The 25,932-nt window shown below is 36.5% G+C and carries 29 protein-coding genes, 7 tRNA genes and 3 pseudogenes; 8 read left to right on the top strand and 31 right to left on the bottom strand.

The annotated features are described in order from the left end of the window. The first annotated feature begins 65 nt into the window (after nucleotides 1-65). From NST79_RS02915 to NST79_RS02905, 3 genes are all read left to right on the top strand, one after another. A complete protein-coding gene (locus tag NST79_RS02915; protein WP_029317375.1) occupies nucleotides 66-941 on the top strand; it encodes an AraC family transcriptional regulator in 876 nt (291 codons plus the stop codon). Between the two features lie 230 nt (nucleotides 942-1,171). Continuing rightward, nucleotides 1,172-2,056: a DMT family transporter gene (locus NST79_RS02910; protein ID WP_029317376.1), complete on the top strand. Its 885-nt coding sequence runs from the start codon at nucleotides 1,172-1,174 to the stop codon at nucleotides 2,054-2,056. A gap of 563 nt (nucleotides 2,057-2,619) precedes the next feature. After that, entirely contained in the window at nucleotides 2,620-3,081 is a 462-nt protein-coding gene (locus NST79_RS02905) for a CarD family transcriptional regulator (RefSeq protein WP_212059776.1), read from the top strand. 685 nt (nucleotides 3,082-3,766) lie between these two features. Here NST79_RS02905 and cspC read toward each other — a convergent pair. Further along, nucleotides 3,767-3,967, bottom strand: a complete 201-nt coding sequence (gene cspC, locus NST79_RS02900; protein ID WP_003234247.1) for a cold shock protein CspC — start codon at nucleotides 3,965-3,967, stop codon at nucleotides 3,767-3,769. Between the two features lie 698 nt (nucleotides 3,968-4,665). Here cspC and NST79_RS02895 point away from each other — a divergent pair. Beyond that, nucleotides 4,666-5,694, top strand: a complete 1,029-nt coding sequence (locus tag NST79_RS02895) for a fatty acid desaturase (RefSeq protein ID WP_212059814.1) — start codon at nucleotides 4,666-4,668, stop codon at nucleotides 5,692-5,694. Between the two features lie 423 nt (nucleotides 5,695-6,117). Here NST79_RS02895 and NST79_RS02890 read toward each other — a convergent pair whose 3' ends face one another. Both NST79_RS02890 and NST79_RS02885 read right to left on the bottom strand, forming a co-directional pair. Continuing rightward, the gene (locus NST79_RS02890; protein WP_029317379.1) at nucleotides 6,118-6,471 is read right to left on the bottom strand and encodes a hypothetical protein; all 354 of its coding nucleotides are present in this window, start codon (nucleotides 6,469-6,471) and stop codon (nucleotides 6,118-6,120) included. Next, entirely contained in the window at nucleotides 6,468-6,701 is a 234-nt protein-coding gene (locus NST79_RS02885) for a helix-turn-helix transcriptional regulator (RefSeq protein WP_003240464.1), read from the bottom strand. Before NST79_RS02885 ends, NST79_RS02890 begins: the two co-directional genes overlap by 4 nt. Before the next feature lie 245 nt (nucleotides 6,702-6,946). Here NST79_RS02885 and NST79_RS02880 point away from each other — a divergent pair. Beyond that, nucleotides 6,947-7,110, top strand: a pseudogene (locus NST79_RS02880) (VOC family protein); the annotation flags it as partial. 190 nt (nucleotides 7,111-7,300) lie between these two features. On the opposite strand, the pseudogene NST79_RS02875 reads toward NST79_RS02880, so the two are convergent. The 10 genes and pseudogenes from NST79_RS02875 to NST79_RS02830 all read right to left on the bottom strand — a co-directional run. Continuing rightward, nucleotides 7,301-7,618: pseudogene (locus tag NST79_RS02875) on the bottom strand (sortase); the annotation flags it as partial. Between the two features lie 247 nt (nucleotides 7,619-7,865). Then, nucleotides 7,866-8,240, bottom strand: a complete 375-nt coding sequence (locus NST79_RS02870; RefSeq protein ID WP_029317380.1) for a hypothetical protein — start codon at nucleotides 8,238-8,240, stop codon at nucleotides 7,866-7,868. A 322-nt stretch (nucleotides 8,241-8,562) separates the two neighbouring features. Then, on the bottom strand, nucleotides 8,563-10,296 hold the full coding sequence (locus NST79_RS02865; protein ID WP_029317381.1) for an ABC transporter ATP-binding protein: 1,734 nt from the start codon (nucleotides 10,294-10,296) through the stop codon (nucleotides 8,563-8,565). An 89-nt stretch (nucleotides 10,297-10,385) separates the two neighbouring features. Next, a complete protein-coding gene (gene lanKC / locus NST79_RS02860) occupies nucleotides 10,386-12,944 on the bottom strand; it encodes a class III lanthionine synthetase LanKC (protein WP_029317382.1) in 2,559 nt (852 codons plus the stop codon). Between the two features lie 21 nt (nucleotides 12,945-12,965). Next, a complete protein-coding gene (locus NST79_RS02855) occupies nucleotides 12,966-13,148 on the bottom strand; it encodes a hypothetical protein (RefSeq protein WP_029317383.1) in 183 nt (60 codons plus the stop codon). A 116-nt stretch (nucleotides 13,149-13,264) separates the two neighbouring features. Further along, the gene (locus tag NST79_RS02850; protein ID WP_187290712.1) at nucleotides 13,265-13,393 is read right to left on the bottom strand and encodes a class III lanthipeptide; all 129 of its coding nucleotides are present in this window, start codon (nucleotides 13,391-13,393) and stop codon (nucleotides 13,265-13,267) included. A gap of 37 nt (nucleotides 13,394-13,430) precedes the next feature. Beyond that, complete coding sequence (locus NST79_RS02845; protein WP_187290710.1) at nucleotides 13,431-13,559, bottom strand: class III lanthipeptide; 129 nt, start codon at nucleotides 13,557-13,559, stop codon at nucleotides 13,431-13,433. 36 nt (nucleotides 13,560-13,595) lie between these two features. Next, nucleotides 13,596-13,724: a class III lanthipeptide gene (locus NST79_RS02840; RefSeq protein WP_187290712.1), complete on the bottom strand. Its 129-nt coding sequence runs from the start codon at nucleotides 13,722-13,724 to the stop codon at nucleotides 13,596-13,598. Continuing rightward, nucleotides 13,687-16,374 carry a class III lanthionine synthetase LanKC gene (gene lanKC / locus NST79_RS02835; RefSeq protein WP_212059880.1) on the bottom strand — a complete coding sequence of 896 codons (2,688 nt, stop codon included), beginning with the start codon at nucleotides 16,372-16,374 and terminating at the stop codon, nucleotides 13,687-13,689. The genes NST79_RS02840 and lanKC (NST79_RS02835) overlap by 38 nt, the downstream gene beginning before the upstream one ends. A 14-nt stretch (nucleotides 16,375-16,388) precedes the next feature. Further along, nucleotides 16,389-17,003 (bottom strand): trypsin-like serine protease, encoded by a 615-nt coding sequence (locus tag NST79_RS02830; RefSeq protein WP_236822440.1) that lies wholly within the window; start codon nucleotides 17,001-17,003, stop codon nucleotides 16,389-16,391. Nucleotides 17,004-17,194: 191 nt separating this feature from the next. On the opposite strand from NST79_RS02830, the gene NST79_RS02825 reads away from it, so the two are divergent. Next, nucleotides 17,195-17,344: a hypothetical protein gene (locus NST79_RS02825; protein WP_153801663.1), complete on the top strand. Its 150-nt coding sequence runs from the start codon at nucleotides 17,195-17,197 to the stop codon at nucleotides 17,342-17,344. A 998-nt stretch (nucleotides 17,345-18,342) separates the two neighbouring features. Beyond that, a pseudogene (locus tag NST79_RS02820) lies at nucleotides 18,343-18,503 on the top strand (site-specific integrase); the annotation flags it as partial. Nucleotides 18,504-18,586: 83 nt separating this feature from the next. Here the strand turns inward: NST79_RS02820 and NST79_RS02815 are convergent. The 8 genes from NST79_RS02815 to NST79_RS02780 form a co-directional block, all read right to left on the bottom strand. Further along, nucleotides 18,587-18,670: transfer RNA gene (locus tag NST79_RS02815), tRNA-Leu, on the bottom strand. Nucleotides 18,671-18,750: 80 nt separating this feature from the next. Then, a tRNA-Leu gene (locus NST79_RS02810) sits at nucleotides 18,751-18,832 on the bottom strand. Between the two features lie 11 nt (nucleotides 18,833-18,843). Then, nucleotides 18,844-18,919 (bottom strand) — tRNA-Lys (locus NST79_RS02805). Between the two features lie 27 nt (nucleotides 18,920-18,946). Further along, nucleotides 18,947-19,021, bottom strand: a tRNA-Gln gene (locus NST79_RS02800). Between the two features lie 11 nt (nucleotides 19,022-19,032). After that, nucleotides 19,033-19,104, bottom strand: a tRNA-Glu gene (locus tag NST79_RS02795). Between the two features lie 29 nt (nucleotides 19,105-19,133). Then, nucleotides 19,134-19,224 (bottom strand) — tRNA-Ser (locus NST79_RS02790). 4 nt (nucleotides 19,225-19,228) lie between these two features. After that, nucleotides 19,229-19,303, bottom strand: a tRNA-Asn gene (locus NST79_RS02785). Between the two features lie 122 nt (nucleotides 19,304-19,425). Beyond that, nucleotides 19,426-19,878, bottom strand: a complete 453-nt coding sequence (locus tag NST79_RS02780) for a SprT family protein (protein WP_003234309.1) — start codon at nucleotides 19,876-19,878, stop codon at nucleotides 19,426-19,428. Between the two features lie 103 nt (nucleotides 19,879-19,981). Between NST79_RS02780 and cmpA the strand changes: the two genes are divergently transcribed. Beyond that, nucleotides 19,982-20,095, top strand: a complete 114-nt coding sequence (gene cmpA / locus NST79_RS02775; protein ID WP_003225207.1) for a cortex morphogenetic protein CmpA — start codon at nucleotides 19,982-19,984, stop codon at nucleotides 20,093-20,095. 9 nt (nucleotides 20,096-20,104) lie between these two features. Here the strand turns inward: cmpA and NST79_RS02770 are convergent, their stop codons facing one another. The 10 genes from NST79_RS02770 to rsbV form a co-directional block, all read right to left on the bottom strand. Continuing rightward, the gene (locus NST79_RS02770; protein ID WP_212060428.1) at nucleotides 20,105-22,264 is read right to left on the bottom strand and encodes a Tex family protein; all 2,160 of its coding nucleotides are present in this window, start codon (nucleotides 22,262-22,264) and stop codon (nucleotides 20,105-20,107) included. Between the two features lie 93 nt (nucleotides 22,265-22,357). Further along, on the bottom strand, nucleotides 22,358-22,801 hold the full coding sequence (locus NST79_RS02765) for a MarR family transcriptional regulator (protein WP_212060426.1): 444 nt from the start codon (nucleotides 22,799-22,801) through the stop codon (nucleotides 22,358-22,360). Continuing rightward, complete coding sequence (locus NST79_RS02760) at nucleotides 22,785-23,225, bottom strand: EVE domain-containing protein (protein ID WP_003246529.1); 441 nt, start codon at nucleotides 23,223-23,225, stop codon at nucleotides 22,785-22,787. Before NST79_RS02760 ends, NST79_RS02765 begins: the two co-directional genes overlap by 17 nt. Beyond that, nucleotides 23,222-23,458, bottom strand: coding sequence for a hypothetical protein (locus tag NST79_RS02755; protein WP_147797771.1), 237 nt, complete (start codon nucleotides 23,456-23,458; stop codon nucleotides 23,222-23,224). Before NST79_RS02755 ends, NST79_RS02760 begins: the two co-directional genes overlap by 4 nt. After that, nucleotides 23,409-23,570 carry a hypothetical protein gene (locus NST79_RS02750; protein WP_003246653.1) on the bottom strand — a complete coding sequence of 54 codons (162 nt, stop codon included), beginning with the start codon at nucleotides 23,568-23,570 and terminating at the stop codon, nucleotides 23,409-23,411. The genes NST79_RS02755 and NST79_RS02750 overlap by 50 nt, the downstream gene beginning before the upstream one ends. Continuing rightward, nucleotides 23,531-23,647: a hypothetical protein gene (locus NST79_RS02745; RefSeq protein WP_003246539.1), complete on the bottom strand. Its 117-nt coding sequence runs from the start codon at nucleotides 23,645-23,647 to the stop codon at nucleotides 23,531-23,533. Before NST79_RS02745 ends, NST79_RS02750 begins: the two co-directional genes overlap by 40 nt. 113 nt (nucleotides 23,648-23,760) lie before the next feature. After that, nucleotides 23,761-24,360, bottom strand: a complete 600-nt coding sequence (gene rsbX / locus NST79_RS02740) for a phosphoserine phosphatase RsbX (RefSeq protein WP_003246608.1) — start codon at nucleotides 24,358-24,360, stop codon at nucleotides 23,761-23,763. After that, the gene (gene sigB, locus NST79_RS02735; protein ID WP_044052630.1) at nucleotides 24,360-25,148 is read right to left on the bottom strand and encodes an RNA polymerase sigma factor SigB; all 789 of its coding nucleotides are present in this window, start codon (nucleotides 25,146-25,148) and stop codon (nucleotides 24,360-24,362) included. The genes rsbX and sigB overlap by 1 nt, the downstream gene beginning before the upstream one ends. Continuing rightward, nucleotides 25,114-25,596, bottom strand: a complete 483-nt coding sequence (gene rsbW, locus NST79_RS02730) for an anti-sigma B factor RsbW (protein ID WP_003234299.1) — start codon at nucleotides 25,594-25,596, stop codon at nucleotides 25,114-25,116. Before rsbW ends, sigB begins: the two co-directional genes overlap by 35 nt. Beyond that, the gene (gene rsbV, locus NST79_RS02725) at nucleotides 25,593-25,922 is read right to left on the bottom strand and encodes an anti-sigma factor antagonist RsbV (RefSeq protein ID WP_003234298.1); all 330 of its coding nucleotides are present in this window, start codon (nucleotides 25,920-25,922) and stop codon (nucleotides 25,593-25,595) included. Before rsbV ends, rsbW begins: the two co-directional genes overlap by 4 nt. Between the last annotated feature and the right edge of the window lie 10 nt (nucleotides 25,923-25,932).

The following is a 25,932-nucleotide window of genomic DNA, read 5'->3' as shown; positions in this document are numbered from 1 at the left end:
AAAACATGATAAAAAATACTCAAATTGAATGAAAAAATATAAATATATTGAGGTGTGAAGTCAGAATGAAGAATTTTGTGATCGATCAAAATTTAAAAGAATTAACAGAGCACCGAACGGTAGAATTGCCAGTTGCCTGCTACAAGACAACGATCAATCAAAATATAAATGGCTATATTCCGCTTCATTGGCATGATGAAATCCAATTTGTTTTGATACTAAAAGGGATAGCTCTCTTTCAAATAAATGAAGAAAAAATAGAGGTTCACGAAGGGGATGGATTATTTATCAATAGCGGCTACCTGCACATGGCCGAAGAAAAGGAAGGCTCGGATTGTACGTATATTTGCTTGAATGTGTCACCCCATTTCGTTTTATCTCAGGAACTGTATTCAAGCTATGTTCAGCCCTATATGTTTTCAACCAATTTGCCCTATTTATTTTTGGCTGGAAATCAACAGTGGGCAAAAAATATTCTAGATGCTGTAAAAAAAATAAATCAATTGATTCAACAAAAGACATCGCTCTATGAGATTGACATTACGATGCAATTAACGTTAATGTGGAAAAACCTGGTCGTTAATGGTTTTCAATTAGAGTACGATCAATCTGAAATGATAAAAAGTCATCGAATGAAACAAATGTTAAACTGGATCCATCTCCATTATGCTGAAAAAATCACATTAGAGGACATTGCAAAAGCTGGCCAACTGAGCCGTTCTGAATGCTGCCGTTATTTTAAACGAATGCTGAATAAGACGCCATTACGTTATGTAATGGATTATAGAATTCAAAAAAGCTTATTATTACTGCAACACCCTGAATCCAATGTGACAGAAGTGTCTTATCAAGTTGGATTTAACAGTACCAGTTATTTCATAAGTAAATTTCAACAAGCGATGAATATGACGCCATTATCATACAAAAAAATGAATTCATAAAGTTTATTCTATTAATAAACGGAGTCCTCTTAAGATGTTTACGGCTTTAAAACCAACATTGTATAATGATAGTCATTCTTGAAAATCGAGGTGATCATAACATGTTTTTAGCTCCACTATTTGAAAATGATGTTCCAGTAGCACTTCTCCGCCCTTAATGGAGTAAAGTGACTACTTCTCTCCGTTAGGGCATTTATTGACCTAATTTTAAATACGGAGGGAACAAAAAAATGAAAAATACCCTGTTAGGTTCTATATATTTAGCTTTAGCCGCTAGTATCTGGGGTGGCATGTATGTTGTGGTTAAGGTTGTTGTCGCAGTAATTCCGCCTTTTGAATTGGTTTGGATCAGGTACGTCATCGCCATCCTTGCGCTTCTTATTGTTGGTTTGATAAGGAAACAATCTTGGAAAATTCATAAGCGCGACCTTTTATTAATTGTTGCCATTGGAATTGTTGGCAACACCATTTCAATTGTTACACAAGAATATGGAACGATGTTGTCTTCAGCACAAATGGGAGCAATTATTACGTCCTCCACACCAGCGTTCATGGTTATTTTTGCTCGTCTATTACTTAAAGAACCATTGAATATAAAAAAAGGAACTTCAATAATTTTAGCGACCACAGGCGTATTATTTATTGTTGGAAACGGACATATTGATACCTCTAATCAGCTTGGCGGTATTTCTCTGCTTGTTGCAGCCCTTACATGGGCACTGATGTCAGTGCTTATCAAACGCGTGCCAAACAGCTATTCGCCTATACTTGTTACCACGTATTCAACTTTTGTGGCCATTGTGGCACTAACTCCTTTTGTAAAACCTAGCACGATTTTTACGCCACTACTGCTTGACCCTAAAATTCTAGGTGGCCTTTTGTATTTGGGAATTGTTTCAACAGCTTGTGCATTTTTATTGTGGAACCACGGCTTACAATTATTAAATGCCTCAAGTGGAGGCCTCTTTTTCTTTTTTCAGCCTCTGGTTGGAACCTTACTCGGATGGATTCTGCTTGGAGAACAAATAGGCGGGACATTTTGGATAGGTTCGTTTTTAATTCTGAGCGGTGTTTTATTAGTCATTAAAGAGAAAGAAAAAGAAGTGAAGTCATAACAAAAAAAAGCAAACTATTTTATATAGTTTGCTTTTCAATTAACCTTGTTCTTTCCCCTTCACTTCTTTATGTTCTGGTCTTCATTTATAATCTCTCCTTTCTTTATTTTTCTTCTCACCTCAATACCCATTTGAAGGTTGTCAATTTCCCTGATAATAATATTTGATGGCTAAATGTTTATCAACAAACCTTTTTCTGTTCGCAAGATAAGTGATAATGCATCATTAAGTAAGTGGGCCGTTATCCATATCAAATCGGTAAAGAAATTAGAACTTAATCATGTGCTTTAAATATTTTTAGCTGACATTTCACGAATATCGTTCTTTCTTATCTACTCAAATCATTTCTGTAATGTCATTGAGCCAATGAAAAACTGCTCACACGGATCAATTGACCTTTTCCTGATTGGAAATCCGACACGTTCCCTATTGTTTTTGCTTGATCTGTTTTTTCAAAAAAGTTATTGACATCAAAAATTCGATCATGTTATTATTAAAATTTTGATATTACACCTCCATATATGGTAATCTTAAGAAGGATACCATATAAGGAGGTGGATGATATGTTTCAAATTGGCGATAACATTGTTTATCCAATGCACGGAGCAGGTATAATTGAAGCCATAGAAGAAAAAGAATTCTTAGAGGAAAAACAACAGTATTATGTCATAAGAATGTCAATCAGTAATATGACAGTTATGATTCCAACGAGTAAAATATTGAGTTCGAATATACGACCAGTTACCGATATACTTGCATTAAAACACATTATGGACATTTTTCAGCATGGAGAATCAGATAGGTTACTGCCATGGAAGCAAAGGTACAAAATAAACACGGACAAAATAAAAACAGGTGAAATACAAGAAGGCGCTGAAGTTGTACGTGATTTAATGCGTATGAAGAAAGAAAAAGCACTTAATGCAAGCGAAAAAAAAATGCTGGATAATGCATATGAATTTTTGATTAGTGAACTGGAAGTAATTAAAGGAATCACTGAAAAGCAAATAAAAAGTTTCGGTTAGATAGTGTATTGATCCCAAAAAATATTTCGGAATATTATGATGAAAAGCAAATCTTCTCTAACTTATGTTTAGAACATTAACGACCTCTTTTGTTATTCCTACATTCTAATCCATTTTTATTATTTACATTTCTTCTGCGAAGATTGAAGTTTTACCAAAAAACTCAATAAAATAGTCACTTGTTATTAGTATCCTGATTCACACTGGCACGGACAAGGAGCCGTAAGGATGGAAGAGAGGTAGGGCTTTCATTGTTTTAGGTATCTCTAAGTGATTATTTCCAGAAGAAAAAAACAATCGATCTCCTCATTATTTTTAAGAATTTCTTATATCCACTGCCACATTGAATAATAATTGTTTATCTTCTTTTCATAAAAGAGATATGCGAGTTGATAACATCCAGATGAAACCATTTTTATAATTCATTAATCTTACTTAAATTAACGAACAGGTTAGTGAAAAAAAGAGCTATATTTGAACAAAACATTAAATAATTTATATACATTCCGCATATTGTCAATCCAGTATGTTATACTGTAAACAAACCTTTGAAGTTTTAAATCTTTTTCTATTACCTTGTAGCATCTCCCTACTCGAACGTTGAGTAGGGTTTTTTATTGAGTATGATATAGACATAAAAAAACAGGCCCTATATAAAGAGCCTGTTTGTATAAACGATTGAAGATTAAGCTTTTTGAACGTTAGCAGCTTGAGCTCCACGAGCACCTTGCTCAACGTCAAACGATACTTTTTGACCTTCGTCTAAAGATTTGAATCCGTCACTTTGGATTGCAGAAAAGTGTACGAATACATCGTCTCCATTTTCGCGTTCGATAAAGCCAAAACCTTTTTCTGCATTAAACCATTTAACTGTACCTTGTTCCATTTTTGTTGCCTCCTAGTGTGTAACCACACAGTATATACTATCCTTGCCCAAAGTATCATCAAGACGAAAAGTCAATCTTCATACTATCCTTTACACCGAACAAAAATAATTCTTCTTTATTATATCAGGAATCGGAAATAACTGCAAATTATATTTACGATTTATTCATGGCATTATTTGTTAAACATGTGTATACCAGCGCAAAATAAGAGGCCTATTAAAAACTATGGTTTGAAAACACCGTGAAAAATGAATCACGAGTTGTCTTCAAACCTTTTTCTTTGCTTAATAGTACTTAGCTCAGCTGTTTCTTGTTCAAGAGCAAGATAATCTTTTAAAAGCAGGGCTGTTCACTTGTAAAACTTTGTTTCTGCAGATGTTTCCAAACAGTCACTCATGGATATACCCATTCTTTTTTCCTCAAACAATCAATGTTCACGGTCAAATAAATCGATCCCCATGGGGGAGCATTGAGAGAGTTTGACCCGATAATGTGCTGGGTATAATCTTCATACGCCTTTTGTATCCCGGCTGACTCTGCTAATAATAAACTGGAAATCAGTTTATTATTTCCAATAATTTTATAGATGAATGGGAAGAATACTTATCATATATGAGGTGTATAACGTTGGGCCTTCTAAGGCTATAAAACGTTTTCTACACTTAGAAGATCACCAGGGAAGGGGAAACTTTTTAATATGAAAGAACAAAACCTAAGGACTTTGAGAAAACTGGTTACACCTTATGAAAAGTCCGATTTACACAAAAGCATTTGTCAAATCATTAACACATTGGTGCCATTTTTCCTATTATGGTGTTTGGCATATAAGAGCTTGTCGATTTCTTATTTCCTTACATTAGCGATTTCTGTTGTTGCGGCAGGTTTTTTAGTGAGAACCTTCATCATCTTTCATGATTGCTGCCACTATTCCTTTTTTAAGAACAGAAAGGCGAATCGAATCCTTGGTACATTAACAGGAATTCTAACTCTGCATCCTTTTGATCATTGGGCACACGACCATTCTGTCCATCATGCGACAAGCAGCAACCTGGATAAACGCGGTACAGGCGATATTTGGGTACTGACAGTTGAGGAATATAAGAAAGCCTCAACTAAGACAAAAATAATGTACCGATTGTACAGAAATCCGTTTGTTATGTTTATTATTGGGCCGATTTACGTTTTTGGGATTGCCAATCGTTTTAATCGAAAAGGGGCAAAACGCAAAGAACGGATGAATACGTATGTAACGAACCTGGGGATCGTCACTTTGGCAGCACTTTTATGTTGGGCTGTTGGCTGGCAAAACTTCCTGCTAGTTCAGGTGCCGATTTTTATGATATCGGGCTCTCTCGGAATTTGGATGTTTTATATTCAGCATACGTTTGAGGATTCTTATTTTGAAGAAGATGAGCATTGGGAATATGTAAAAGCAGCAGTTGAAGGAAGCTCTTTTTATAAACTTCCAAAAGTCATGCAGTGGCTAACAGGCAATATCGGTTTTCATCATGTTCATCATTTAAGCCCGAGAGTCCCAAACTATAAGCTTGAAAAAGTGCATAACAACACTGAACCATTGCAAAACGTTCCGACCATTACACTGGTAACAAGCCTTAAGTCGTTAAAGTTCCGCCTATGGGATGAAGAAGGCAAAAAATTTGTTAGTTTTAGCCACTTAAAAAAAGCTTCTAAAAGCCAAGTATCGGCGCGGCTAACAACGGATTAAAATAAACTCCCCATAATCGCAGAATAAAAGTGCAGACTCGCGCAACGATGTTGTGCAGAGGTCAGCACTTTTTTAGTGGACTCCACAATGCGGTACAGCCGTATTTTCCGCAAAAAAATAACACCAAAGATGGTTAAACCCTTGGTATTATTGGGGTGCGGCCGAGAGAACTTGAACCTTTACGGGTTATTCACCCCACTGAGCCCTCAACATGGTAAATTCATATCACTGATTATGAAAGCTTATTTTCATTACATTTTACATCATCTCTAACGGTTTGTATGAATTGTGGTTAATAATTGGCGGCAAAAAACCCCCATACTTTCCCACATCTCCAAATCTCATTATAAAATGATTTCATATTCGTTCCCTCTCCTAAAACAATTAAAACTACAGAGACACTATCTTTCTCGGTAATTGAATTCACAAAAAATCTTTTTTATATCGAACTGCTAGATAGATTGCTGAAGCGAAGAATGCAATAGAATACTTAAATAAGAAGAAAACTTGCCACATATATTCTTTTGGGAAAAGCAAGTCGCAAAAAATTAGTGCACATAACGTACAGAGACTACCTTTTAAAGCGATTTGGTTTGTTCTTTCGTCAGTCTTACCCATTTTTTTAGTAAATACGAATGTCAGAATCAATCCGACTACAAGCAATACAAACCCACTGCCAATAAGAATATTCCAATTTCCCGGAGAATGTTCAGCCCAGGACTTTAAAGGGGAAAAAATTGCGTTGGTGATCGTATCTGTGATCGAATTCATTTTCATTTTTGATCATTTCCTTTCTCATAAGTAAAAATCTCGTTTACATCCACATTAAAAAATTCGGCAATTCGAAAAGCTAACAGCAGAGTCGGAACATAATTTCCTTTCTCCATTACAAAGATGGTTTGTTTGGAAACCCCGACTTTCTTTGCTAATTCTTGCTGAGACAATCTGGCAAGTACACGATATTCATAAACCTTATTTGAGATCGAATCACCAAAATCTTTCTTCATGACCATCACCTCTTGAACCAAATTATAAACTCACCTTATAAAAAAGTAAAGTAAACTTATACAAATATACAAAATACTTTTATATTAACCTAGATTACTATGATTTAACATGAACCAGAATGCAGAAAGAACATGATTAAAAAAGCTGACGAAAATTCGTCAGCCTAATCTTTGATATTCTAGTTTTTCTCATATTCCATTTTGATTTAATTTAATTACAATTAACTTAGGAGGTTACATTGCTAATGAAATCACGGATTACAGTAATCACTTTAGGCGTAGATAACTTAGAAAATTCATTGCGCTTTTATCGAGATGGTCTGGGTCTGCCTACACAAGGAATAGTGGTACAGAATTTGAACATGGTGTAGTAGCCTTTTTTGACTTACAAACAGGACTAAAACTTGCCAAAGTTACCTTCAACCTCGCTACTCACTTCCGGAAGACTTTAATCCATCTTCCCATTCAAAAGCCCATCCAATTAAAAAAAACTGACGAGAAAGTCTCGCCAGCTAATTCTTCAGAATACCAATGTCCTTTTAAATCCGCTTTCCATAAATGATATACCGCTTTGGTGCATTACCAATATATGAAAACGGTTAACAAGTTGTCAGAATGAGCTCTTCTTTGTTATGCTGCTGGGTAATAATAGACGTATCTTTTTGGTCTACAATTTTTGTTTTGTCTATTTCATATGAAAAGCTTCCATATGGCAGCTTAACCTTTAATTGATCACCTTTTTTCAGTTCTCCCGTTCGGCGGAAGACGGTATCCCGATGCCCCGATAGAACAATTTGTCCGTTTTCATCTGGATAATAACTGCCTTTTTAGTGGCCGACTCCTTTTTCCAAATCATCCGCATCCGTTCCCTCTACAGTCCGAAGCTCTGCGTCTATTTTTGGAATCTCGAGGACACCAAGAAATTATGGACAAGAAATTGCAGCCCTTTGAGAGGATTTATTTTATTGTAAATGAACAATTTGGGAGCTGTAGATTTAGGAACTGTTAAGATACGCCCTGTAACTTTCTTTCCGAGTATCTACACTAAAAGCAACCATCAGTCATCAAGGGCGTTAGTCATTCAACATATAAACCTATAAAAAAAGAAAGCTCCTTTCCTTGAAATTAAGGATAAAGCCTTCTAACCTTATTTTATTATTTCAGCTAAGATTTAACTTCTTTATTCCTATCAATAAAGGTTACTACAACGCTAACTATGCTGATTAAAGTTCCTGCAATAGAAACAACAATGGTCAAAAAGCCATCGGGAATAAGAAATCCTATTGGAATGAGCCCCAGAAAGGTTAGAACGATAAAACATTGGTATACACCAGATACGATTCTTACAACCCAGTTACCAAAAAAGGACATGACTAACGGGGGAATGAATAAAAATACCACTATCCCAATTGATATCATTAATATTCGAGGCTGTTCAAATGAAATGACATTATCTCCAGGAGAATTTTTAGCAGCCACTAGCATAACAACTATAGACATAATTAGTGTGAGTAAAACCAGAAAAAATCTTTTTACCATCGTTATAACTCCTTTTTATAATTACTTTAAAACCGGGTTATCCGTCTTTTTCTATAACCATTTTATGTTCTCAATCAAAGTATATGCAGTCAAATTACAGCTAAAGTAATATTTATTACTACTTATCAAAACATAACATCCACAGACTATGCCGAATAATTAGCTGCTTTTCAGTTTAACTAATGCAAAAAGTATTCCTCATCTTACATTGTTAAGATTACACTAAATTTGTAAGGTATCTTAATTCATTTGACATAAATGATTTAGATGATGATATTAAATTTACTAATAAATAGATTAAAGGGGCGAGCTCGTAATTTAGTTAGTTAGCCAATTTTTGGGCTGACACAAATCGCCTGTACTTTTCATGGGTAAGCATTAATTGGTCATGAGTTCCTTTACCAGTAATCACTCCTTGGTCTAAGAAAATGATTTGATCTGCTTTTTTAATTGTTGCTAATCTGTGAGCTATTATTACTGTAGTTCTATTTTTCATTAATTCTTCTAGTGAATTCTGTATTTTTCTCTCACTCTCACTGTCCAAACTTGCTGTTGCCTCATCCAATAATAGAATATCAGGATCTTTAATAAAGTTTCTTGCAATATCAATTCGTTGACGCTGACCTCCTGACAACTTCACTCCTTTTTCGCCAATTATTGTGCTATAACCTTTATCTAACAACATAACAAATTCATGGCAATTAGACAATTTAGAATACTTAATAATTTCATCTTCACTAATTTCTCTTTTGATTCCATAAGTAATATTATCTTTTACGGTGCCATTTATCATTGCGTTGGTTTGCATTACATATCCAATTTTATTCCGCCAATCTGATAAGTTAAATTCGTTAATCGGTATTCCTTCGAGTGATATGCTCCCATTACTTGGGGGTAATTCATACAAACGTGCAATTAAATTGAAAATAGTACTTTTACCAGAACCAGACGGTCCTACAAAAGCAGTAACCTTTCTACTTGGGATATCAAAAGTTATTTCATTCAAAATCGGTTTATCATCATATTTGAAACTTACTTCTGAAAATTTCAAATTTTGATTGCTGAAATCAATATCTAAAGCATTCTTATTGGACTCTAGCTCTTCTTTGTGCTCAAGTAGAATTTCACTTAATCTTTGGCTAGCTCCTATCGCACGCTGATAGTCTGTAAGTAACGTTGAAAAATTAGTCAAAGGGCCTGATAATTGTATGACATAGAAAATCATAGCTACTAGGGTGCCAGCAGATATTACACCCGTTGAGACTCTTATACCGCCAAATCCCAGAATAATTCCTATAGTCAGTAAAAGGATGAGGCTAGTTAAAGGTTGTATAATTGAAATGATCTTAGACTCTTTTAACCCTAATTTATATATTTCAAAAAGGTTGTTATAAGCATTTTTCAATTCTTGATTTTCTGTATTAGATATCTTTACAAGACGTATTTCTGTTAAGACACGCCCTAATAAACCACTAAAGCTTGCGACTTCGGATTGTGCTTTTTTTGAGATTTTCCTTACCATTCCGCCTAAAGGGATAATTATTGCTAAAAATATAGGCACTATAATAAGAGTTATAAGAGTCATTTGCCAATCCATTCTTAATAAAATGATAACAGAGCCTAAAATAGTGATTATAGAAGGTATTATATTGGGTAATTTTTGAGATACAAAAGTGTTGATAACATTGGTGTCGTCTGTGATACGACTCATTATTGAACCACTCTCATTATTATCAAAGAAAGAGGTTTTTAATTTGATTATATGTTCCCAGAGCATAAAACGAATTGCCATAATCATTTTTTCACCAATTTTACTGAGCAAATATAACCCAATACCACTCAAGATCGCGTTAATTAAAAACATGCATAAAAAAATTACTATAAATCTCCAATCAAAGGTGTTCTCAGAAAATTTATCAACAACCTTACCTGTAAATAGAGGTATAAACAAACCACTAATGCTGCCTATAGATGAAATAGAAATAGCAAACAAAATTAATAATAATGGAAGTTTTATTTTACATAATAAAAAGAATAAGGGGTTTTTAGGTCTCATAATAATCTCCTTTTTTACTTCGGATATCCATATTCAAAAAAATATTAGAAAAGTTTCTACCTACACTCTTAATTGAGGGAGATAAATAATTAAGAGTTAGACTCAAATACTTTTTTGATGTTCATCACAGGGAGCCACATATAATTAGTATTGTTTATAATACCTTGTATTACGAGCAACAATCCTAATGAACCGGAAAATATATCATTTGATAAACGATACCCAAAGTCTCCAGGAGTATATATTTCGACCTTTCCTTTAAAGAGGTGTAGATCTAAAGTTTTCAAATTATCAGCATTTATACCCCGGTTATAATATTTATCAATTGCATTACTAACAGCCATTATCCCGGCAGTACCTCTAAATAATCCACAATTATAAAAACACTTCGATTTCGCTATTTTGTAAATGCCTTCCAATTCTTTCTCCCATAAATCCTCCTTTAAAAGTAAACTTAATTCAATTAATGCCAATCCCACTCCAGCGCTTCCACCATCTAAATAAGGGACTACTCTAGTGATATCTTCTAATTGATAAACGCCGTAATCATCGAATTTACCAGTGATCAAATCTTTTTCAATAGCTTTTTTCGATAAAATAAGCCATTTATGATTTTTAGTTCTTTTATATAAAGAAGAATAAAAAAGTGAAACACCTGACCAACCATTAATAAGACCACGAGGTATTATATCCATATCATAAGGAACGATTGAAACGTCTTTTTCTAATAATTCCTCTAGCCGGTTTGCAATTTCTATAGATTTGTTAAGATATTTGATAGAGTCTTTTTCATATGAAAGGCCTAAAAAAGCTAAACCGATTCCAGATAGTCCGGATGATAACGTTATATCACTGTTATTTTTAAAATGATTAATGCTATCAAAAAGATGTTTTGCTTTGTCATAATAACCTGATTCCCATAAACTAGTGGCTATTCCAGCCTTGCCAGTTAATAGTCCATTTTCCATCTTCAATAAATCGTTTAAAGATTGATTACCTACCCATTCGTTTAGTTTTTTATTTTGTATATTTGTTCTATTAAAGGCTAATACAGCTCCAAAACCGCCAGTTAAGATATTAAATAATCCATTTTCTAATTCATACTGTCTAATATCTCCTGGGATTACCCTTTCATCAACAAACAAATTATTTATTATATTATTTTGAAGTAACATCTTTACTTCATTTAGTGACATTTCTTTAATATGGTTATGTTCAACATTCAATAAATCTTTAGCTGGATTTGCCTGAACTTGAGAACAAATTTTTTGTATTTTATTAATTATTTTTATAGCTTCGATGCCAAAATAATTTTCAATATATTTATCATGTGCCTCTAAAATTTTTGAAGAAATATCTTGAACTGGTCCGATAGGTAAAAATAAATATCTCGATATTCTTAGTAACGCAAACCAATCCGCTTGTTTTCTCGTCATATTAGGCCCGCCAGTAAAACCAAATGTTTTTAAACCCGATGGTACACTATCATCAATAAAACTTGCAGTCTCAAAGTCGATCAATCGTATATTTTCGTCTGATGTGATAATAATATTTGAGGGCTGTAAGTCTCCTATCCCTATTCCTTGATTATGTATTTCAGTTAGAGCATCTATTAATTGATTCAAAATTTTTAATACTGTTTTTAAGTATTCTTTATTTGTTTCATTCGTATAAAAAGGATATTTTGTTGCAAGCCAAGTTCTCAGTGATGTGCCTTCAATATATTCCTCTAAAATAAAATTATGTTCCCACGCCTTAAAAAAATCATATATTTTTACAGGGTAACGCGTTCCTTCAAGTTTTTTTAAAATCATCGCTTCATTTTTTATTCTTGTAAAGGCATCAATTCCCAGACTATCTAATCCAATGTTTGGCCTTCCTTCCTTAAGGATAACTTTTTTGTCTAGTTTATCTAGGGCTAAGTAGACTCCCCCTCCATTACTATAATGAATTGCATGGATAACCTCTATATCATCTAATGGAGTAGGTTCAGCTATTTCGTTTTCTAATTTATTATCCATCTCTCTTATTGGAGCAGGTTCAGTGATAAATTTGGGTATAGAATAATGAGGACTTCTTGAGTCTTCAACTAAGTCACCAGAAGGACTTTGAATAGCAAATACCTTTTTATTATTTTCATAATAATACATACTTAAAAATGCACCATATCTAAAATATACATTACTTTCGTACCATCTTTTATCAGTTAAAATATAAGGGCCTCTAGGAAGAGTATCTAGCAGACTGCTTAATATTTCTAACAAATTTAAAAATACTTGTTCATTTGGCGGGAAAATTGTAATAAACTTACCCGCAGCAGACCTATTGCTGTATTTTGAATTTTTAATACTTAATTCCCATAAGCTTTTAACGTATTTAAAAGAGATTTTGTAATCGAATAGGACATTTGATACAATTTCTAATGTTTTTTCTGCAGAATCTATTGTAGTACTTATATGTATCTTCCAACCTTGCATTGGAAGTTTATGCTCTTTGTTTATAACATGAATCCAATGATTTTCTCTTATGGTTTTATAATTATTAGGTATATTAGAAATATACAAAGCCGATTCCCTGTTAGGGGTATCGGGCTTTGTATAAAAAGAATTGTTTGTCGAGATAAAGTATTTGAAGTATCGTAAGTCCATATTTACAACCCTCTCAAGAGATTAGTTATTGCAAAAAGCTGCACTCATGGTACTGACAGGAAGAGGAGTTAAACAAAAAGCTATACTAGCAGGTGAAATAAGTGATTGACCTTCAACAGTTCCTGTCGCTCCTGCAGTATATACTGGACCACTTTCTAAGCTCTGCAATTTCAGGATATTACTGATTTGCTTTCCTCTTGACATTTCATCCAACTCCTTTTATATTTTTTAAATAGTTTATTGTATTTACTTTTTGGGTAATACAAAGAAAAGAGAGGATGATCCCCTCTCTTTTCTTTAAGTAGGGTTGTCCATAATCATTAGTTACCACAGAAATACAAACTAACTGTACTGATCTTATCGCAGCCTAAGCTTACTGATGATTTGCCTTTTAATAGAGTAACCTCTTTATCAAGCGCTTTATGCTGAAGTGATAATAACTTTTTCATTTGTTTTACCTCCTTTAGTCTAAACAGTGAGTAATCTTTAGTTACCGCAGAAATACAAACTTACTGTACTGATCTTATCGCAGCCTAAGCTTACTGATGATCTACCTTTTAATAGAGTAACCTCTTTATCAAGTGCTTTGTGCTGAAGAGATAATAGCTTTTTCATTTGTTTCACCTCCTTTAGTCTAAACAGTGAGTAATCTTAGTTACCGCAGAAATACAAACTAACTGTACTGATCTTATCGCAGCCTAAGCTTACTGATGACTTGCCTTTTAATAGAGTAACCTCTTTATCAAGTGCTTTGTGCTGAAGAGATAATAGCTTTTTCATTTGTTTCACCTCCTTTAATGAACTTGTCTATTTCAAAGAGATTCAGATTATTGTTTTTAGGTAACGGTAACCAACTATTCCATTTATCACTATCTATATCAGAAAGAGCAAGTAGTAATCCGCTGTTTCCTGTTTGTAAGTCTAAAGATAGTCGGTAACCATACTCTCCTGGACTTAAAATTCCTTCTTGTTTCTTATACAGGAGATAATTCCCGAGTGCTTTAATGGTATATTCTAATGAGCCTGTATTTACCCCTTCACATTTCATTGCATTCGCAAGAATAATCATTCCTCCCACACCTCGAAAGATGCCACTTGCAAATGTGCTATATAAGTCTGTAACATTAGTTAGTTTTTTGAATAGTTCAGTATTACTTTCTGTCATAAAATCAGGAAGATTTTTATTGAATTCAAGCATAATTAATGCAATCCCAGCTGCACCTTCACCAAGATATGGTATCAACCTTTTATAGCCCAATGAATATTCTTTTATTTGTGCTAATTCTAATTTAGAATCAATTTCAATGTTTTTGCTTATTTCTTTATTTAAAATTTCGCTAGCCAGCTTTATTAAGTCATTGTCATTTGTCGCCTTGCCTAACATTAGAATATACAAGCTGATTCCAGACCAGCCATTTAACAAGCCATACGGCATTGCATAAGGATCCCTTACAGTGATGGAGCAGTCTTCTTTATAGGCATCTATTATTCTATTTCCTATTTTTATAGAGCGATCTAGAAAGCCTTTTTTCTGAGTAATGCTATAAAAGGCAAGGTAGTTTAATCCAATTCCCGATAATCCGGAAAACAGTGTTAAATCTGAATCTTCAGTATCTGGCAAAGGCATTGTCTCTAACAGTTTAATTGCTTCTTCTTTATATCCAATATCGTATAAAACGGACAATATGCCTGAGATACCATTAAATAAACCGAGCGGGAAATTTTTATATGTTTCCGTGTCTAAATTCAATATTGTCTCCAATACATGATCAACCCATTGATAAACTGAATCGGATAGAGTCCCTGTTCTATCCAAGGCCATTATTCCACCAAATCCTCCATTAGCGATTGATAGACTGCCCATTTTTTCAATGAATTGCCTGATATCTCCGGATATTAAACTTTCTGACTTAGGTTTTAAATGACTCATAATTCCAGCTCGCAAACCTTCAGTTATCTCATTAACATTCTTGTAGTTTATTTTCATTGGTGGAATTGTTAAAGTAGCAGCTTCACTTAATTTCTTGATGGTTGGTAATGTCTTCTCTTGAATTTCTTGAATTTTATTTAAAACTGCATCCCCAAAATTCTCTCCAATCCATTTATCTTGATTTATTTCAATATCAATTGACAGATCAGATAAATTTTCTATCGGTAAAAATAAAAACCTGCAAATTCTAAGTAATGCATACCAATCTGCTTGCTCAAAAGTTTCTGCTTGATCCGTAACGTAACCAGGAGTCATTAAGGCGGGGGTGTATTTGCTTTCGGGAGTTACAGCAGTTTCTAGGTCTATTAATTTGATTGAGTAATCCTCTAATACCAATACATTATTTGGCTGTAAATCTCCGAGTGCAATCTTACTTCTATGAAGATCTTTTAAAGCATCAATCAACTGATCTATCACATGCATCATGCGTTCCATATAAATATCTTTATCTTCTTTATATGAAAACGGAAAGTTTTGAGATACATATTCCATAAGAGAAATTCCTGATACATGTTCTTCAATCAAATAGTTATTTTCCCAAATCTCAAAGTAATCGTAAAAATCAACTATGTAAGGCTTCTCACTTAATTGCTTTATTGTTTCAGCCTCTTTATAAATTCGTTTAAAACCATCTAGTTTCAACCGATCCAAACCTGAACCAAGTCTTCCTTCTTTCATAACAAACGTTTTCCCGTTTTTTTCAACTTTATATACTCCACCACCATTGCTAAAATGCAGTGCAGAAATAACATTGTATGAATCAAACTTCGATGTGTCTTCTTTATCAAGTTCTGCATCAACTTTTTTAGTCATGATTTGTATTTCAACAGGTTCTTCAACAAAGTCAGGAACTTCATAATATGGAGCACGGACATCTGGAATTAATGTGCCATCAGGTCGCTGAATTGCTGGAACATTTTGTCCATCTTTATTCACATACATAGATACAAATGCTCCATAACGAAAGAAGACATTTGAATACTTCCAGCGTTTATCATTCAATATATAAGGACCTTTTTTTAAAGCTTTAGTCAGATTATCTAAATCTGAAAGTAATGTTAGAAAAGTCTTGTTATCATAAGGATAGATTGTAATGAATTTACCCGAAGATGCTCTGTCTCCGTTTTTAGAGTTTTTGAATAATAATTGCCTTTCATTAGGAACAAATTTAAAGGATATTTCATTTTCTATGAGATATGGAAGGACAATATCTAATGTCTTTTGTGCCTCATCAATATCTGTAGTGATATGTATTTTCCATCCTTGTTTGGGCATCTTTTTCTTTGTGTTGATACAATAACTCCAATTAATATCCGTGTTTTGTTGCCACTCTTCAGAATTTAAGCTAGGGATACGATAATTGTTTACTATTTTATTCGGTGTTACCAATTCATAAAATAAATTGCCTGGGCTCAAAAACTCAACATATCTTAAATCCATCAAAATCCCTCACTTTAGGCTAGAATAATTTTTTCTTGCATCTCACTTGTCAATAACTTGTTTAGTATTCTTTCTGTATCTTTAGTCCAAATAGACGCCCAAACCATATTTTTGAAACTTTTAATCCTAGCAGATGTAACACCAATCTGGAATTTTTCATTATTACTTTCAAAAAACCAAGGACCGCCAGATATCCCATGTTTAAGTTTGGATCTCATTCCAATAAGCTGCTCTTCTTTAAAAAGAGTTAAATCTAAATCTCCTTTAGAGTATTTCTTCTGAGATTTAAAAAATGAAATTGGGTAGCCTGCTAATGTAACCGCTTTATTATGCTCTTCTATCATCCCACTTAAATCAAAGTTAGGAATAAAAGCAACATTCCTCATGCTTTCAGGCAATTTAATCCATCCAAAAGCATAGTCATAAGTTAACCTATGAGTACTAATCCATTTTTCAGGTATTACTATATTTAGTACATCATATGATTCTTTCATTCCACAGTTCTCTACTTCTATTGATATGTTTTTAGCTATTTCATTACTGCCTACATCGTATAGGCAATGAGCTGCAGTAGCAACAAAGAATTCATCTTTGTATATGATAATAGATGCGCTACCTAATGAATTCACTTTTGATTTTCCTAATTGAAAACTAAGTTTACATATATTATCCATGACTCATTACCTTTCTATTTCTTTTTTTTCTTTTTTAGGCAATTTAAGTTATTTATATTGTAATACCCTATGGGAAATATTACAATGGAGAAAAGTGAAAATTTTCACTTTTTTTACAAAATCATAATCAAAAAGGAGGTGTTATAATGTCTGATAAAATTTTGTCACTTCAAAAATTATCAACGAAAAAAAGTGACAGCCCTGATAAAAAGTCAGTTCTCAGTATTTTTATTTGTGAGGGTGGTCAAGGCAGCTCAGTAAGTCTATACGCTTGTACTTCCATAGGTGGTTTTTAATGAAGATTTCCATTAGGTTTTTACTATTTCACAATCTAATGAATAAACTGGAGGTATAGCATTATGAAAAAAGTTCTTTCACTTCAGAAACTTTATGACACCGATATACCTAAGAGTAATAAAATTCAATCCAATGTGAGTATTGGCTGTTTAGGCAGAAGTAACATAAGTTTGTTTATTTGTTAATTTATAGTGAAGTTTATATCATCTTGCTGTCCTTAAAATTTTAAAGGGCAGCTTCTTTATAGCCCTTTTTATTTAGGTTATATCGTGCAAATTAGATCAGAGGTTTGGAGGCGTACCAAAGTAACCGTAGTTAGACCAAGGTGTATGAATATGGAGCAGAAAAGTGAATTGCTACCATATGCAGGGGTTAATGGTATAGGTTTTACTCTGTGCAATCTATTCAAAAGAAAAAAAGAGAGCAAAGTACAGCTTCATTAATTCATCAGTTGAAATAAAATAACCTGCTCATCTAACCAGGTTATTGGGAACGCGACTGATAGAAGGTAGAGTTACGAGAATGGTGTCCGTTTAAGGAAGTTATAGAGGAAGATCGCCCATTCTTTTTATCAATATTGGACTAAGAATATCTAGTTTAGGGGGGATAGAAAGCTAAATAAACAAGTACGGGTGGAAAACGCAAAAGATCTCCCCACAAAAAGATTTTAAACTTTACACAATCGCCTTTGAACCCTTTTTAAAGTTTGTATAGACTTTCTCTAATTTTAGTGACCTTATATGGACGACAATCGCATCGTAACTTGGAACCATTCCATATAGCTCATTGACATATATTTACATCATATATTTTCCTATTACTCAGTAATTAAGATAATCTCTTTTTTCATAATTACCTATCAAATGAATAGATGTTTTCCTATTCGTTCCCTTAACATTCTCTCTTTAATAAACAAGTCCCTCTTTGCTATTCACATGATTTTATAGTAGCGGTTCTTAAATTGAGAAGGAGTTTAACCAACCTGACTTCACAGCTAAAGTATTCCCATGTCAAATTGTTAATTGATCAAAGAGAAGATTATATCACAATAAAAGAACGACTTGGACATGCTCCCATCAGAACAACAACTGATTTTTCTTGCATCTCTTTTCCAATAAACAAAAAGAAACTGCTGATAAGCTGGATGCATTATTATAACAAGTGGGTAAAAAGGAGTAAACCTTAAAATTAAAAGAGAGCATAAAAAAATACCAAAGGTCTACAACCCTTGGTATCATTGATGCGGCCGAGAGGACTTGAACCTCCACGGGTTATTCACCCACTAGGCCCTCAACCTAGCGCGTCTGCCATTCCGCCACGACCGCGTGATCATTAAATTGTGTTGTGCTGGTTTAGTAGGCTCTTAACCTAGTAAAACAGATTTGCGTGCACTTTGTAAATAAAGTGCGGGTGAAGGGACTCGAACCCCCACGTCGTAAGACACTAGATCCTAAGTCTAGCGCGTCTGCCAATTCCGCCACACCCGCAAAAAGACAAATGGTGAGCCATGAAGGACTCGAACCTTCGACCCTCTGATTAAAAGTCAGATGCTCTACCAACTGAGCTAATGGCTCTTACTATTAGATTTCAAAAAATAAAAATGGCTGGGCTAGCTGGATTCGAACCAACGCATGACGGAGTCAAAGTCCGTTGCCTTACCGCTTGGCTATAGCCCAACGAAATGGAATGACCCGTACGGGATTCGAACCCGTGTTACCGCCGTGAAAGGGCGGTGTCTTAACCGCTTGACCAACGGGCCGATGGTTGAGAACTTATATCGAAATCTTATGGCGGAGAAGGAGGGATTTGAACCCTCGCGCCGCTTACGCGACCTACACCCTTAGCAGGGGCGCCTCTTCAGCCACTTGAGTACTTCTCCAATATGGCTCCACAGGCAGGATTCGAACCTGCGACCGATCGGTTAACAGCCGATAGCTCTACCACTGAGCTACTGTGGAATAATGAGACAAGACTTATTATATCAGCCTTGATTTACAGTGTCAAGAGGTAAATGTTTTTATTTATCTCTCGTAACGACTTTTATAATGTAACATAGGCTTGCCATATTCGTCAACCTTTTTTACGAAAAAATTCTTTTTATTTTTCCGCGGCATTTTCCGCACCTGTATCTGTCAGGGTTCATGGCGCGCTTCTTTATATACTGTTGGCCGCAGGCCGTACAGATATACATATAAGTTTTTTTGTTTTCCGCTTTTTTCTTAAGGGGTGTACAGAACCTCGGCGCGTTGACTTGCTGCAAAAGCATTCTAAAATCTCTGTCTCTGTGCTTGTACCCTTTTCCTTCAAGGTGAAGATGATAATGGCAGAGCTCGTGCTTGATGATGCCGATCAGTTCCTCCCTGCCGTGTTCAATCAGATATTTTCTGTTCAATTCAATGTTATGAGAGGTTAACAGGTACCTTCCGCCCGTGGTTTTAAGCCTGTCATTAAAAAGCGCCTGATGGCGGAACGGCTTTTTAAAATATGTTTTAGAAATATCCTCTGTCAGCTTTTGAAGCTCTATATTATCCATAGTGCACCTCACTTAAAAAACATTGAACGGGACAATTCACCGTTCGCATACAATATGGTAATCACCGTCCCTCTTATGATAAAAGCTGAGGAGGAATGAGCCTATGCCAAATTGGCTTAAAAAGCAGATGCAAAAAGCGTTCCTTGAAAAAGATAATTACCAAATTAAACTGCTGAATCAATGCTGGTATTTCTATAGGAAAAAACACTGCTCGTAAGCAGTGCTTTTATTTTACCATAGACAGCGATACTCTGCCTTTTTGTACATCTACGCCGTCAACCCAAACTGTCACGATATCGCCCACAGATACGACATCAAGAGGATGCTTGACGAATTGATTGCTCAGTTTTGAGATATGCACAAGCCCGTCTTGTTTGACTCCAATATCAACAAACGCTCCGAAGTCCACTACATTGCGCACGGTGCCCTGCAGTTCCATTCCCTCTTTCAAATCTTCCAGCTGAAGGACGTCTGTTTTCAGCAAAGGCTTAGGCACCTCATCGCGCGGATCGCGTTCCGGCCTTGTCAGCTGTTCACAAATGTCTTTCAGAGTGATTTCGCCGATTCCCAGCTCTTTTGCCGTTTCAGAAAGCGCCAGCTGATTGATTTTGTCCTTCAATTCCGCCGTGCCGATATGTTCTGTTGAAAGTCCGAGTTTTTTCAAAAGCGCTTTTGTTTCTTTATAGCTTTCCGGGTGAATGCCTGTTCTATCCAAAGGCTCTGTCCCTTCCTGCACTCTTAAGAAACCGATACATTGTTCATAGGTTTTCGCACCGAGCCTTGGGATGTCCTTCAGTTCTTTTCGATTTGAAAACTTTCCGATTTCCTCGCGTTTTTTGACAACGTTGCCTGCTACAGACTTCGATAATCCAGCTACATATTGAAGCAGCGCGGCGGAGGCTGTGTTGACGTTTACTCCAACCTGGTTTACGACCGTTTCGACGACAAACCGCAGAGATTCATTTAAGCGTTTTTGGCTGACGTCATGCTGATACTGTCCGACACCAACAGACTTCGGATCGATCTTAACGAGCTCCGCGAGCGGGTCTTGAAGTCTCCGAGCAATAGATACGGCACTGCGCTCTTCAACCTTAAGGTTAGGGAATTCTTCTCTGGCAAGCTCTGAAGCCGAATAGACGCTTGCTCCCGCTTCATTGACGATCACATAATAAATTTTGCGCGGCATGTCTCTGAGTACATTGACGATGAATTGCTCTGTTTCTCTGGATGCTGTGCCGTTTCCGATCGCCACCATCTCGACTTGATACTGCTCAAGAATCTTTTTCACTTTTTCATGGGCTTCTTTTGTTTTGTTGACTGGCGCATGCGGATAGATCACATCAATTTTCAAGACTTTTCCAGTCTCATCTGACACAGCGAGCTTACAGCCGGTTCGAAAGGCTGGGTCAACACCGAGAACGGTTTTGCCTTTCATCGGCGGCTGCAAAAGAAGTTTTCTCAAGTTCTCTGAGAAAATATGAATCGCCTGTTCATCAGCTTTTTCTGAGAGCTCTTTCCTGATTTCACGCTCGATTGCCGGCTGGATCAGCCTTTTATAGCTGTCTTCAATTGTCTCCTGCAAAATCTCTTTTACGGATGTTGAGCGATTTTTGATGATTTGTTTTTCTAAATACGCCTTAATGTGATCCGCAGGCGGTTCGATCGACACCTTTAAAATGTCTTCTTTTTCGCCGCGGTTCATTGCCAGCACCCTATGCGGAACGACTTTTGCAATTGGCTCTTCATACTCGTAATACATTTCATACACATTTTTCTCATCGGTGTCTGCCGACTTTCCGGCTGCAGACTTAATGGTTCCTCTTTTGAAGGTTTCCTGGCGAATCCACTTTCTGAAGGTCGGCTCGTCTGAGATTTGTTCCGCAATAATGTGCTTGGCGCCTTCAATCGCTTCTTCTCGTGTGAACACTTCTTTTTCTTCGCTGATGTATTGGTCTGCAGTTGCTGCCAGATGATCATCTTGGGGAAGTGTCAGGATATAGTCGGCAAGCGGCTCAAGGCCTTTGCTTTTGGCGACTGTCGCCTTTGTTTTACGTTTTTGTTTATAAGGGCGGTAAAGGTCTTCCACTTCCTGAAGCTTCACCGATTGCTCGATTTTACGTTTTAGATTATCTGTCAGTTTATCCTGCTCTGCAATCAGCCTGATGACTTCTTCTTTTCGCTGATTCAGGTTTTGTATGTATTGCCAGCGTTCAGAAATCGTCTGAATCTGAACCTCATCCATTGAACCCGTCTGCTCTTTTCGATACCGGGCAATAAACGGGACTGTATTGCCGTCCTCAAGCAGGCGGATGACACTTTCAACATGTTTTTGTGATAAACCTATTTCTTTCGCAATTTGCTGTTTTAAAAGGGCTGACGTTTCCATGTAACCAAAGCCTCCAATTTTGTCGTTCTTTCTCTAGTGTATCAAAAACCGAAAAAAACACATAAAAAAAGACAGCTGGCGCTGCCCGTATCTTTACTCATGTTTCAATAGTTCCTGTAAGCCGCTCAGAAAATTCTCTTTTTTCATCGCAGCTACAAAGAAGGCTTGATCAATCTTCTCAACAATTGGCAAAGCCGCTGTTACTTTTTCTCCTCCTATTTCTGTAAGAGACAGGAGGACCTCTCTTTTATCCTGGGGATTTTTGCTTCTTTCGATAAATCCTTTTTTCTCAAGCGTCCGCACAACCTCCGAAACCATCATGATATTGGTCTGGCTGAAGCTTGCAAGTTTTTTTTGCGTGACGGTTTCTCCGTGAGCAATCATATACTTGCACGAGGTCAGCAGAACAAATTGAACGTGGGTCAGGTCAAACTCAGCCAATGCTTTTCCTACTTTCCGCTGCCAGCTTTGCGTGGCCTGCCATAATAAAAAGCCCGGGCTTTTGTTCGGACCGCTAAATTTAGAGTGCCATTCCACTTATGTTAACTCCCATCGCTTGTGCTATTGTCAAAAAATCTTTTTTGCTTATTTCAAAGTGTCCTCTGCGAAATAAAAAGCCAAGATGCTTGGTTTCCTGAACAAATTCAAGCTTTGATTTAATGTCGTAAAAACCGATTTTATGGCATGGATAATAGTCTATATCTAATCGGTATGGAATAAAATTCGGAGCCATTTGATACGGATAGATGTTTCCGCTTTTTACTTTGCCGATCGCAGTAAAGCTTCGCAGCAGTTTGCCGTCTGGATATGCGTCTCTCGGAGAATAATAAATCAGCCAATCTCCCTCTTTCATTTTGGCGAGCGGGGCTTTTTTTCCATGGCACAGCTGTGCAAAACCGCCGGCAGCGCCTTTTAATACATGCTGCTCTGACACAACGCCGATCCAGTAATTTGTGTTCATTTTATCACTCCTCCGTAAAGATGGACAAGCCTGCTGACAGCCGTCGGCATGTCTTTAGACAGTTCAGTCCCAATGATTTCTCCCCACTTTTTTGCTTCAGCGCCTTCTAATACAATTCCATATGTGATACACAAATCTTCTTTTTGCTTTTGAAGCACGTGAAAAAACTCCATTATTACATTGCTATGCGGGCATGTTGACCATGACAGAAAACGCCCGATGTTTCTCCACATGCTCAAGCCATAAGAGAATTGTTTTTCCTTGCAGAAGCAATGTTCCTTCCGTTCCATTTTGAAATTGTCCTTTCAAAGAATCTGATGCAATACCCGTCTCCCATTGATCCATTGTTTCTGTTTCCTGATAACAGTTCCAGGTTTTCCCACATCCACATCAGCTATCGCTGTGTATTCATAATTCCACATCCCATAAGCTCCCAGAATGATAAGTTCACTTATTAATTATAATAAGCGCACTTATTAATAGTCAACCGCAAAAAAAAGAAGCCGGCATTCCGGCTTCTTCTTGTTCTTATTCTCTAGGACAGCTGTCCGAGAATATAGGTCAGGTCATCTTTTCTCGATGTCGTATACATTTTCAGCGAATTCGATATTTCTTCTACCGATTGGCCTTTTTTCAAATGGGAGCGGATATCAGGTACGTTGAGTCCATCTGTATGTATAATGAACTTTGAACCCTTTTCATAGGTGGCGGTGTGCGTTTTGTATTTTTGCGGCTTGCCTGATAAATAGCCCGAAATCGGCAGAGGATAAAAGCTTTCACCAGACGGGGAATGCAGAATAAACCGTACATTTCCGACAGAGCAGTACGTAAACTGCCTTTGCTCAAAATTGATTTTCAGGATAGATGCTGTAGCGCCTCTTTTGTTTTTCATCGCCTGATTACAGCGTTCGATAATGCTTTCTACGTCTTCACTCGCATAGTTTTCCACTAAGTCTTTGATGGCTGCAGAGGATTCATTAGCAAGTGATCCACTTCCCAGTCCGTCAGCAACCGCGCAAATTAACTCCTTATCATCAGCTTTCATAAAAAAACTGTCACCGCAAATCGATTTCCCTTCTTTATTCAGTTGATATACTAGAGTTTGAATATGCTCGTTTTCTTCAACCTGGATCATTACATTAACTCCATCGAGGGATCTTCAATCAAGGCCTCTCTGAGCTTCTTCACAGCTTTGCGTTGCAAGCGCGAGACGTGCATTTGAGATATACCGAGAATGTCCCCAGTTTCTTTTTGGCTTTTGTTTTGAATATACGTAAGGTCTATGATTTGTTTCTCACGGTCTGAAAGGACATGAAGCACGCTTTGCAGCATCAATTGCTGGTTGACCCGCTCATATCCGTCCTCCTGTGATCCGACGATATCAAGAATCGTGACAGTGCTTCCGTCCGAATCCGCTTCAATGCTGTGGTCAACGGATAAGGCTTGATAGCTTTTGCCCATTTCCATCGTTTCAAGAACCTCTTCTTCAGAAACATCGAGGAATTCGGCAATCTCTTCGACTTTCGGCGATCTTTGTGTTTCAGTGGTCAGCTGATCAACCGCCATTTTGATTCTTGGACCCAGTTCTTTAATTCGTCTCGGCACATGAACGCTCCATGTTTTATCTCTGAGGAAACGTTTAATTTCACCGATGATTGTCGGGATTGCAAAAGCTTCAAACGATTTGCCGACAACAGGATCGTATCGCTTAATCGCGCCTAGCAGCCCGATCATGCCGACCTGGCGGAGATCCTCGTGGAAGCTTTTGCCTTTTGAGTATTTTTTCGCAAGCATATCAACCAGATTTGTATACACCAGCACAAGCGTTTCCTGCGCTTGTTCATCTTGCTTTGTTTGGTAATCGCTTATGAGCCGATCGACTTCATCTTTAGTTAGTTTCGTAGTTTTTGATGGTTGTGTCATGATCAACTCGCTCCCCATTTAAATACTTTGTCATCGCTACGGTGACGCCGGAGTGGTTTTGCACTCTGACTTCATCCATGAGCGTTTCCATTAAATATAGACCGAGCCCTCCTTCTGATAATTGATCAACTGTGTGCGAAGGTGTGTACGGCCCTAGATCCTGCTGCTTTTGATCAAAGTCAAAGCTGTCTCCTTCATCCGCCACAATAACCTCTAAACGGTCTTCAAACACACCGAATCGTATTGACACTTCCCCATTTTTATCTTCTTTGTAAGCGTGCTGAACCGCATTTGTGCACGCCTCACTGACTGCGATTTTCAAGTCTTCAATTTCATCGTACGTATAGCCCATTCTGCTTGCGACCCCTGACAGCGTCAGTCTTATAATTCCCACATATTCAGGTTGGGCCGGCACTTTCATTTCGATGTAATCAGCATTATTCTTCATTGCACTCCACCTTCTGACTTTGCAGAAATATCAATGATGTCCTTCAAGCCTGTAATGTCAAACAGTCGGATCAGCCGTTCAGATAGATTTTCAAGTTTCAGCGAACCGCCTTGTTTTTTCACCATTTTAAAGGTCCCTACAAAAACGCCCAATCCGGTACTGTCCATGTAGCTGACATCTTTCAGGCAAATTCTTAAGTCAGCTCCTTGTTCTGCCAGAGGAACGAGCTTCTCTCTAAGCACCGGGGCTGAGTATACATCAATTTCTCCTGCAATGTTTACTTGTATATCATTCTCGTTTTGCTTCACATCAACATTTATATTCATTCGTATCACC

It is taken from the genome of Bacillus sp. PS196 (assembly GCF_037963555.1).
GTDB classification, from domain to species: Bacteria; Bacillota; Bacilli; order Bacillales; family Bacillaceae; genus Bacillus; species Bacillus subtilis.
The sequence above is the reverse complement of the archived record's forward strand: the minus strand, read 5'-3'. Positions and strand labels throughout refer to the sequence as shown.

Excerpts from the sequence above, each read along its gene's own strand:
- NST79_RS02915 (WP_029317375.1), top strand. The coding sequence starts at position 66 with ATGAAGAATTTTGTGATCGATCAAAATTTAAAAGAATTAACAGAGCAC.
- NST79_RS02910 (WP_029317376.1), top strand. The coding sequence starts at position 1,172 with ATGAAAAATACCCTGTTAGGTTCTATATATTTAGCTTTAGCCGCTAGT.
- NST79_RS02905 (WP_212059776.1), top strand. The coding sequence starts at position 2,620 with ATGTTTCAAATTGGCGATAACATTGTTTATCCAATGCACGGAGCAGGT.
- cspC (WP_003234247.1), bottom strand. The coding sequence starts at position 3,967 with ATGGAACAAGGTACAGTTAAATGGTTTAATGCAGAAAAAGGTTTTGGC.
- NST79_RS02895 (WP_212059814.1), top strand. The coding sequence starts at position 4,666 with ATGAAAGAACAAAACCTAAGGACTTTGAGAAAACTGGTTACACCTTAT.
- NST79_RS02890 (WP_029317379.1), bottom strand. The coding sequence starts at position 6,471 with ATGAAAATGAATTCGATCACAGATACGATCACCAACGCAATTTTTTCC.
- NST79_RS02885 (WP_003240464.1), bottom strand. The coding sequence starts at position 6,701 with ATGAAGAAAGATTTTGGTGATTCGATCTCAAATAAGGTTTATGAATAT.
- NST79_RS02870 (WP_029317380.1), bottom strand. The coding sequence starts at position 8,240 with ATGGTAAAAAGATTTTTTCTGGTTTTACTCACACTAATTATGTCTATA.
- NST79_RS02865 (WP_029317381.1), bottom strand. The coding sequence starts at position 10,296 with ATGAGACCTAAAAACCCCTTATTCTTTTTATTATGTAAAATAAAACTT.
- lanKC (WP_029317382.1), bottom strand. The coding sequence starts at position 12,944 with ATGGACTTACGATACTTCAAATACTTTATCTCGACAAACAATTCTTTT.
- NST79_RS02855 (WP_029317383.1), bottom strand. The coding sequence starts at position 13,148 with ATGTCAAGAGGAAAGCAAATCAGTAATATCCTGAAATTGCAGAGCTTA.
- NST79_RS02850 (WP_187290712.1), bottom strand. The coding sequence starts at position 13,393 with ATGAAAAAGTTATTATCACTTCAGCATAAAGCGCTTGATAAAGAGGTT.
- NST79_RS02845 (WP_187290710.1), bottom strand. The coding sequence starts at position 13,559 with ATGAAAAAGCTATTATCTCTTCAGCACAAAGCACTTGATAAAGAGGTT.
- NST79_RS02840 (WP_187290712.1), bottom strand. The coding sequence starts at position 13,724 with ATGAAAAAGCTATTATCTCTTCAGCACAAAGCACTTGATAAAGAGGTT.
- lanKC (WP_212059880.1), bottom strand. The coding sequence starts at position 16,374 with ATGGATTTAAGATATGTTGAGTTTTTGAGCCCAGGCAATTTATTTTAT.
- NST79_RS02825 (WP_153801663.1), top strand. The coding sequence starts at position 17,195 with ATGTCTGATAAAATTTTGTCACTTCAAAAATTATCAACGAAAAAAAGT.
- NST79_RS02780 (WP_003234309.1), bottom strand. The coding sequence starts at position 19,878 with ATGGATAATATAGAGCTTCAAAAGCTGACAGAGGATATTTCTAAAACA.
- cmpA (WP_003225207.1), top strand. The coding sequence starts at position 19,982 with ATGCCAAATTGGCTTAAAAAGCAGATGCAAAAAGCGTTCCTTGAAAAA.
- NST79_RS02770 (WP_212060428.1), bottom strand. The coding sequence starts at position 22,264 with ATGGAAACGTCAGCCCTTTTAAAACAGCAAATTGCGAAAGAAATAGGT.
- NST79_RS02760 (WP_003246529.1), bottom strand. The coding sequence starts at position 23,225 with ATGAACACAAATTACTGGATCGGCGTTGTGTCAGAGCAGCATGTATTA.
- NST79_RS02755 (WP_147797771.1), bottom strand. The coding sequence starts at position 23,458 with ATGTGGAGAAACATCGGGCGTTTTCTGTCATGGTCAACATGCCCGCAT.
- NST79_RS02750 (WP_003246653.1), bottom strand. The coding sequence starts at position 23,570 with ATGGATCAATGGGAGACGGGTATTGCATCAGATTCTTTGAAAGGACAA.
- NST79_RS02745 (WP_003246539.1), bottom strand. The coding sequence starts at position 23,647 with ATGTGGAATTATGAATACACAGCGATAGCTGATGTGGATGTGGGAAAA.
- rsbX (WP_003246608.1), bottom strand. The coding sequence starts at position 24,360 with ATGATCCAGGTTGAAGAAAACGAGCATATTCAAACTCTAGTATATCAA.
- sigB (WP_044052630.1), bottom strand. The coding sequence starts at position 25,148 with ATGACACAACCATCAAAAACTACGAAACTAACTAAAGATGAAGTCGAT.
- rsbW (WP_003234299.1), bottom strand. The coding sequence starts at position 25,596 with ATGAAGAATAATGCTGATTACATCGAAATGAAAGTGCCGGCCCAACCT.
- rsbV (WP_003234298.1), bottom strand. The coding sequence starts at position 25,922 with ATGAATATAAATGTTGATGTGAAGCAAAACGAGAATGATATACAAGTA.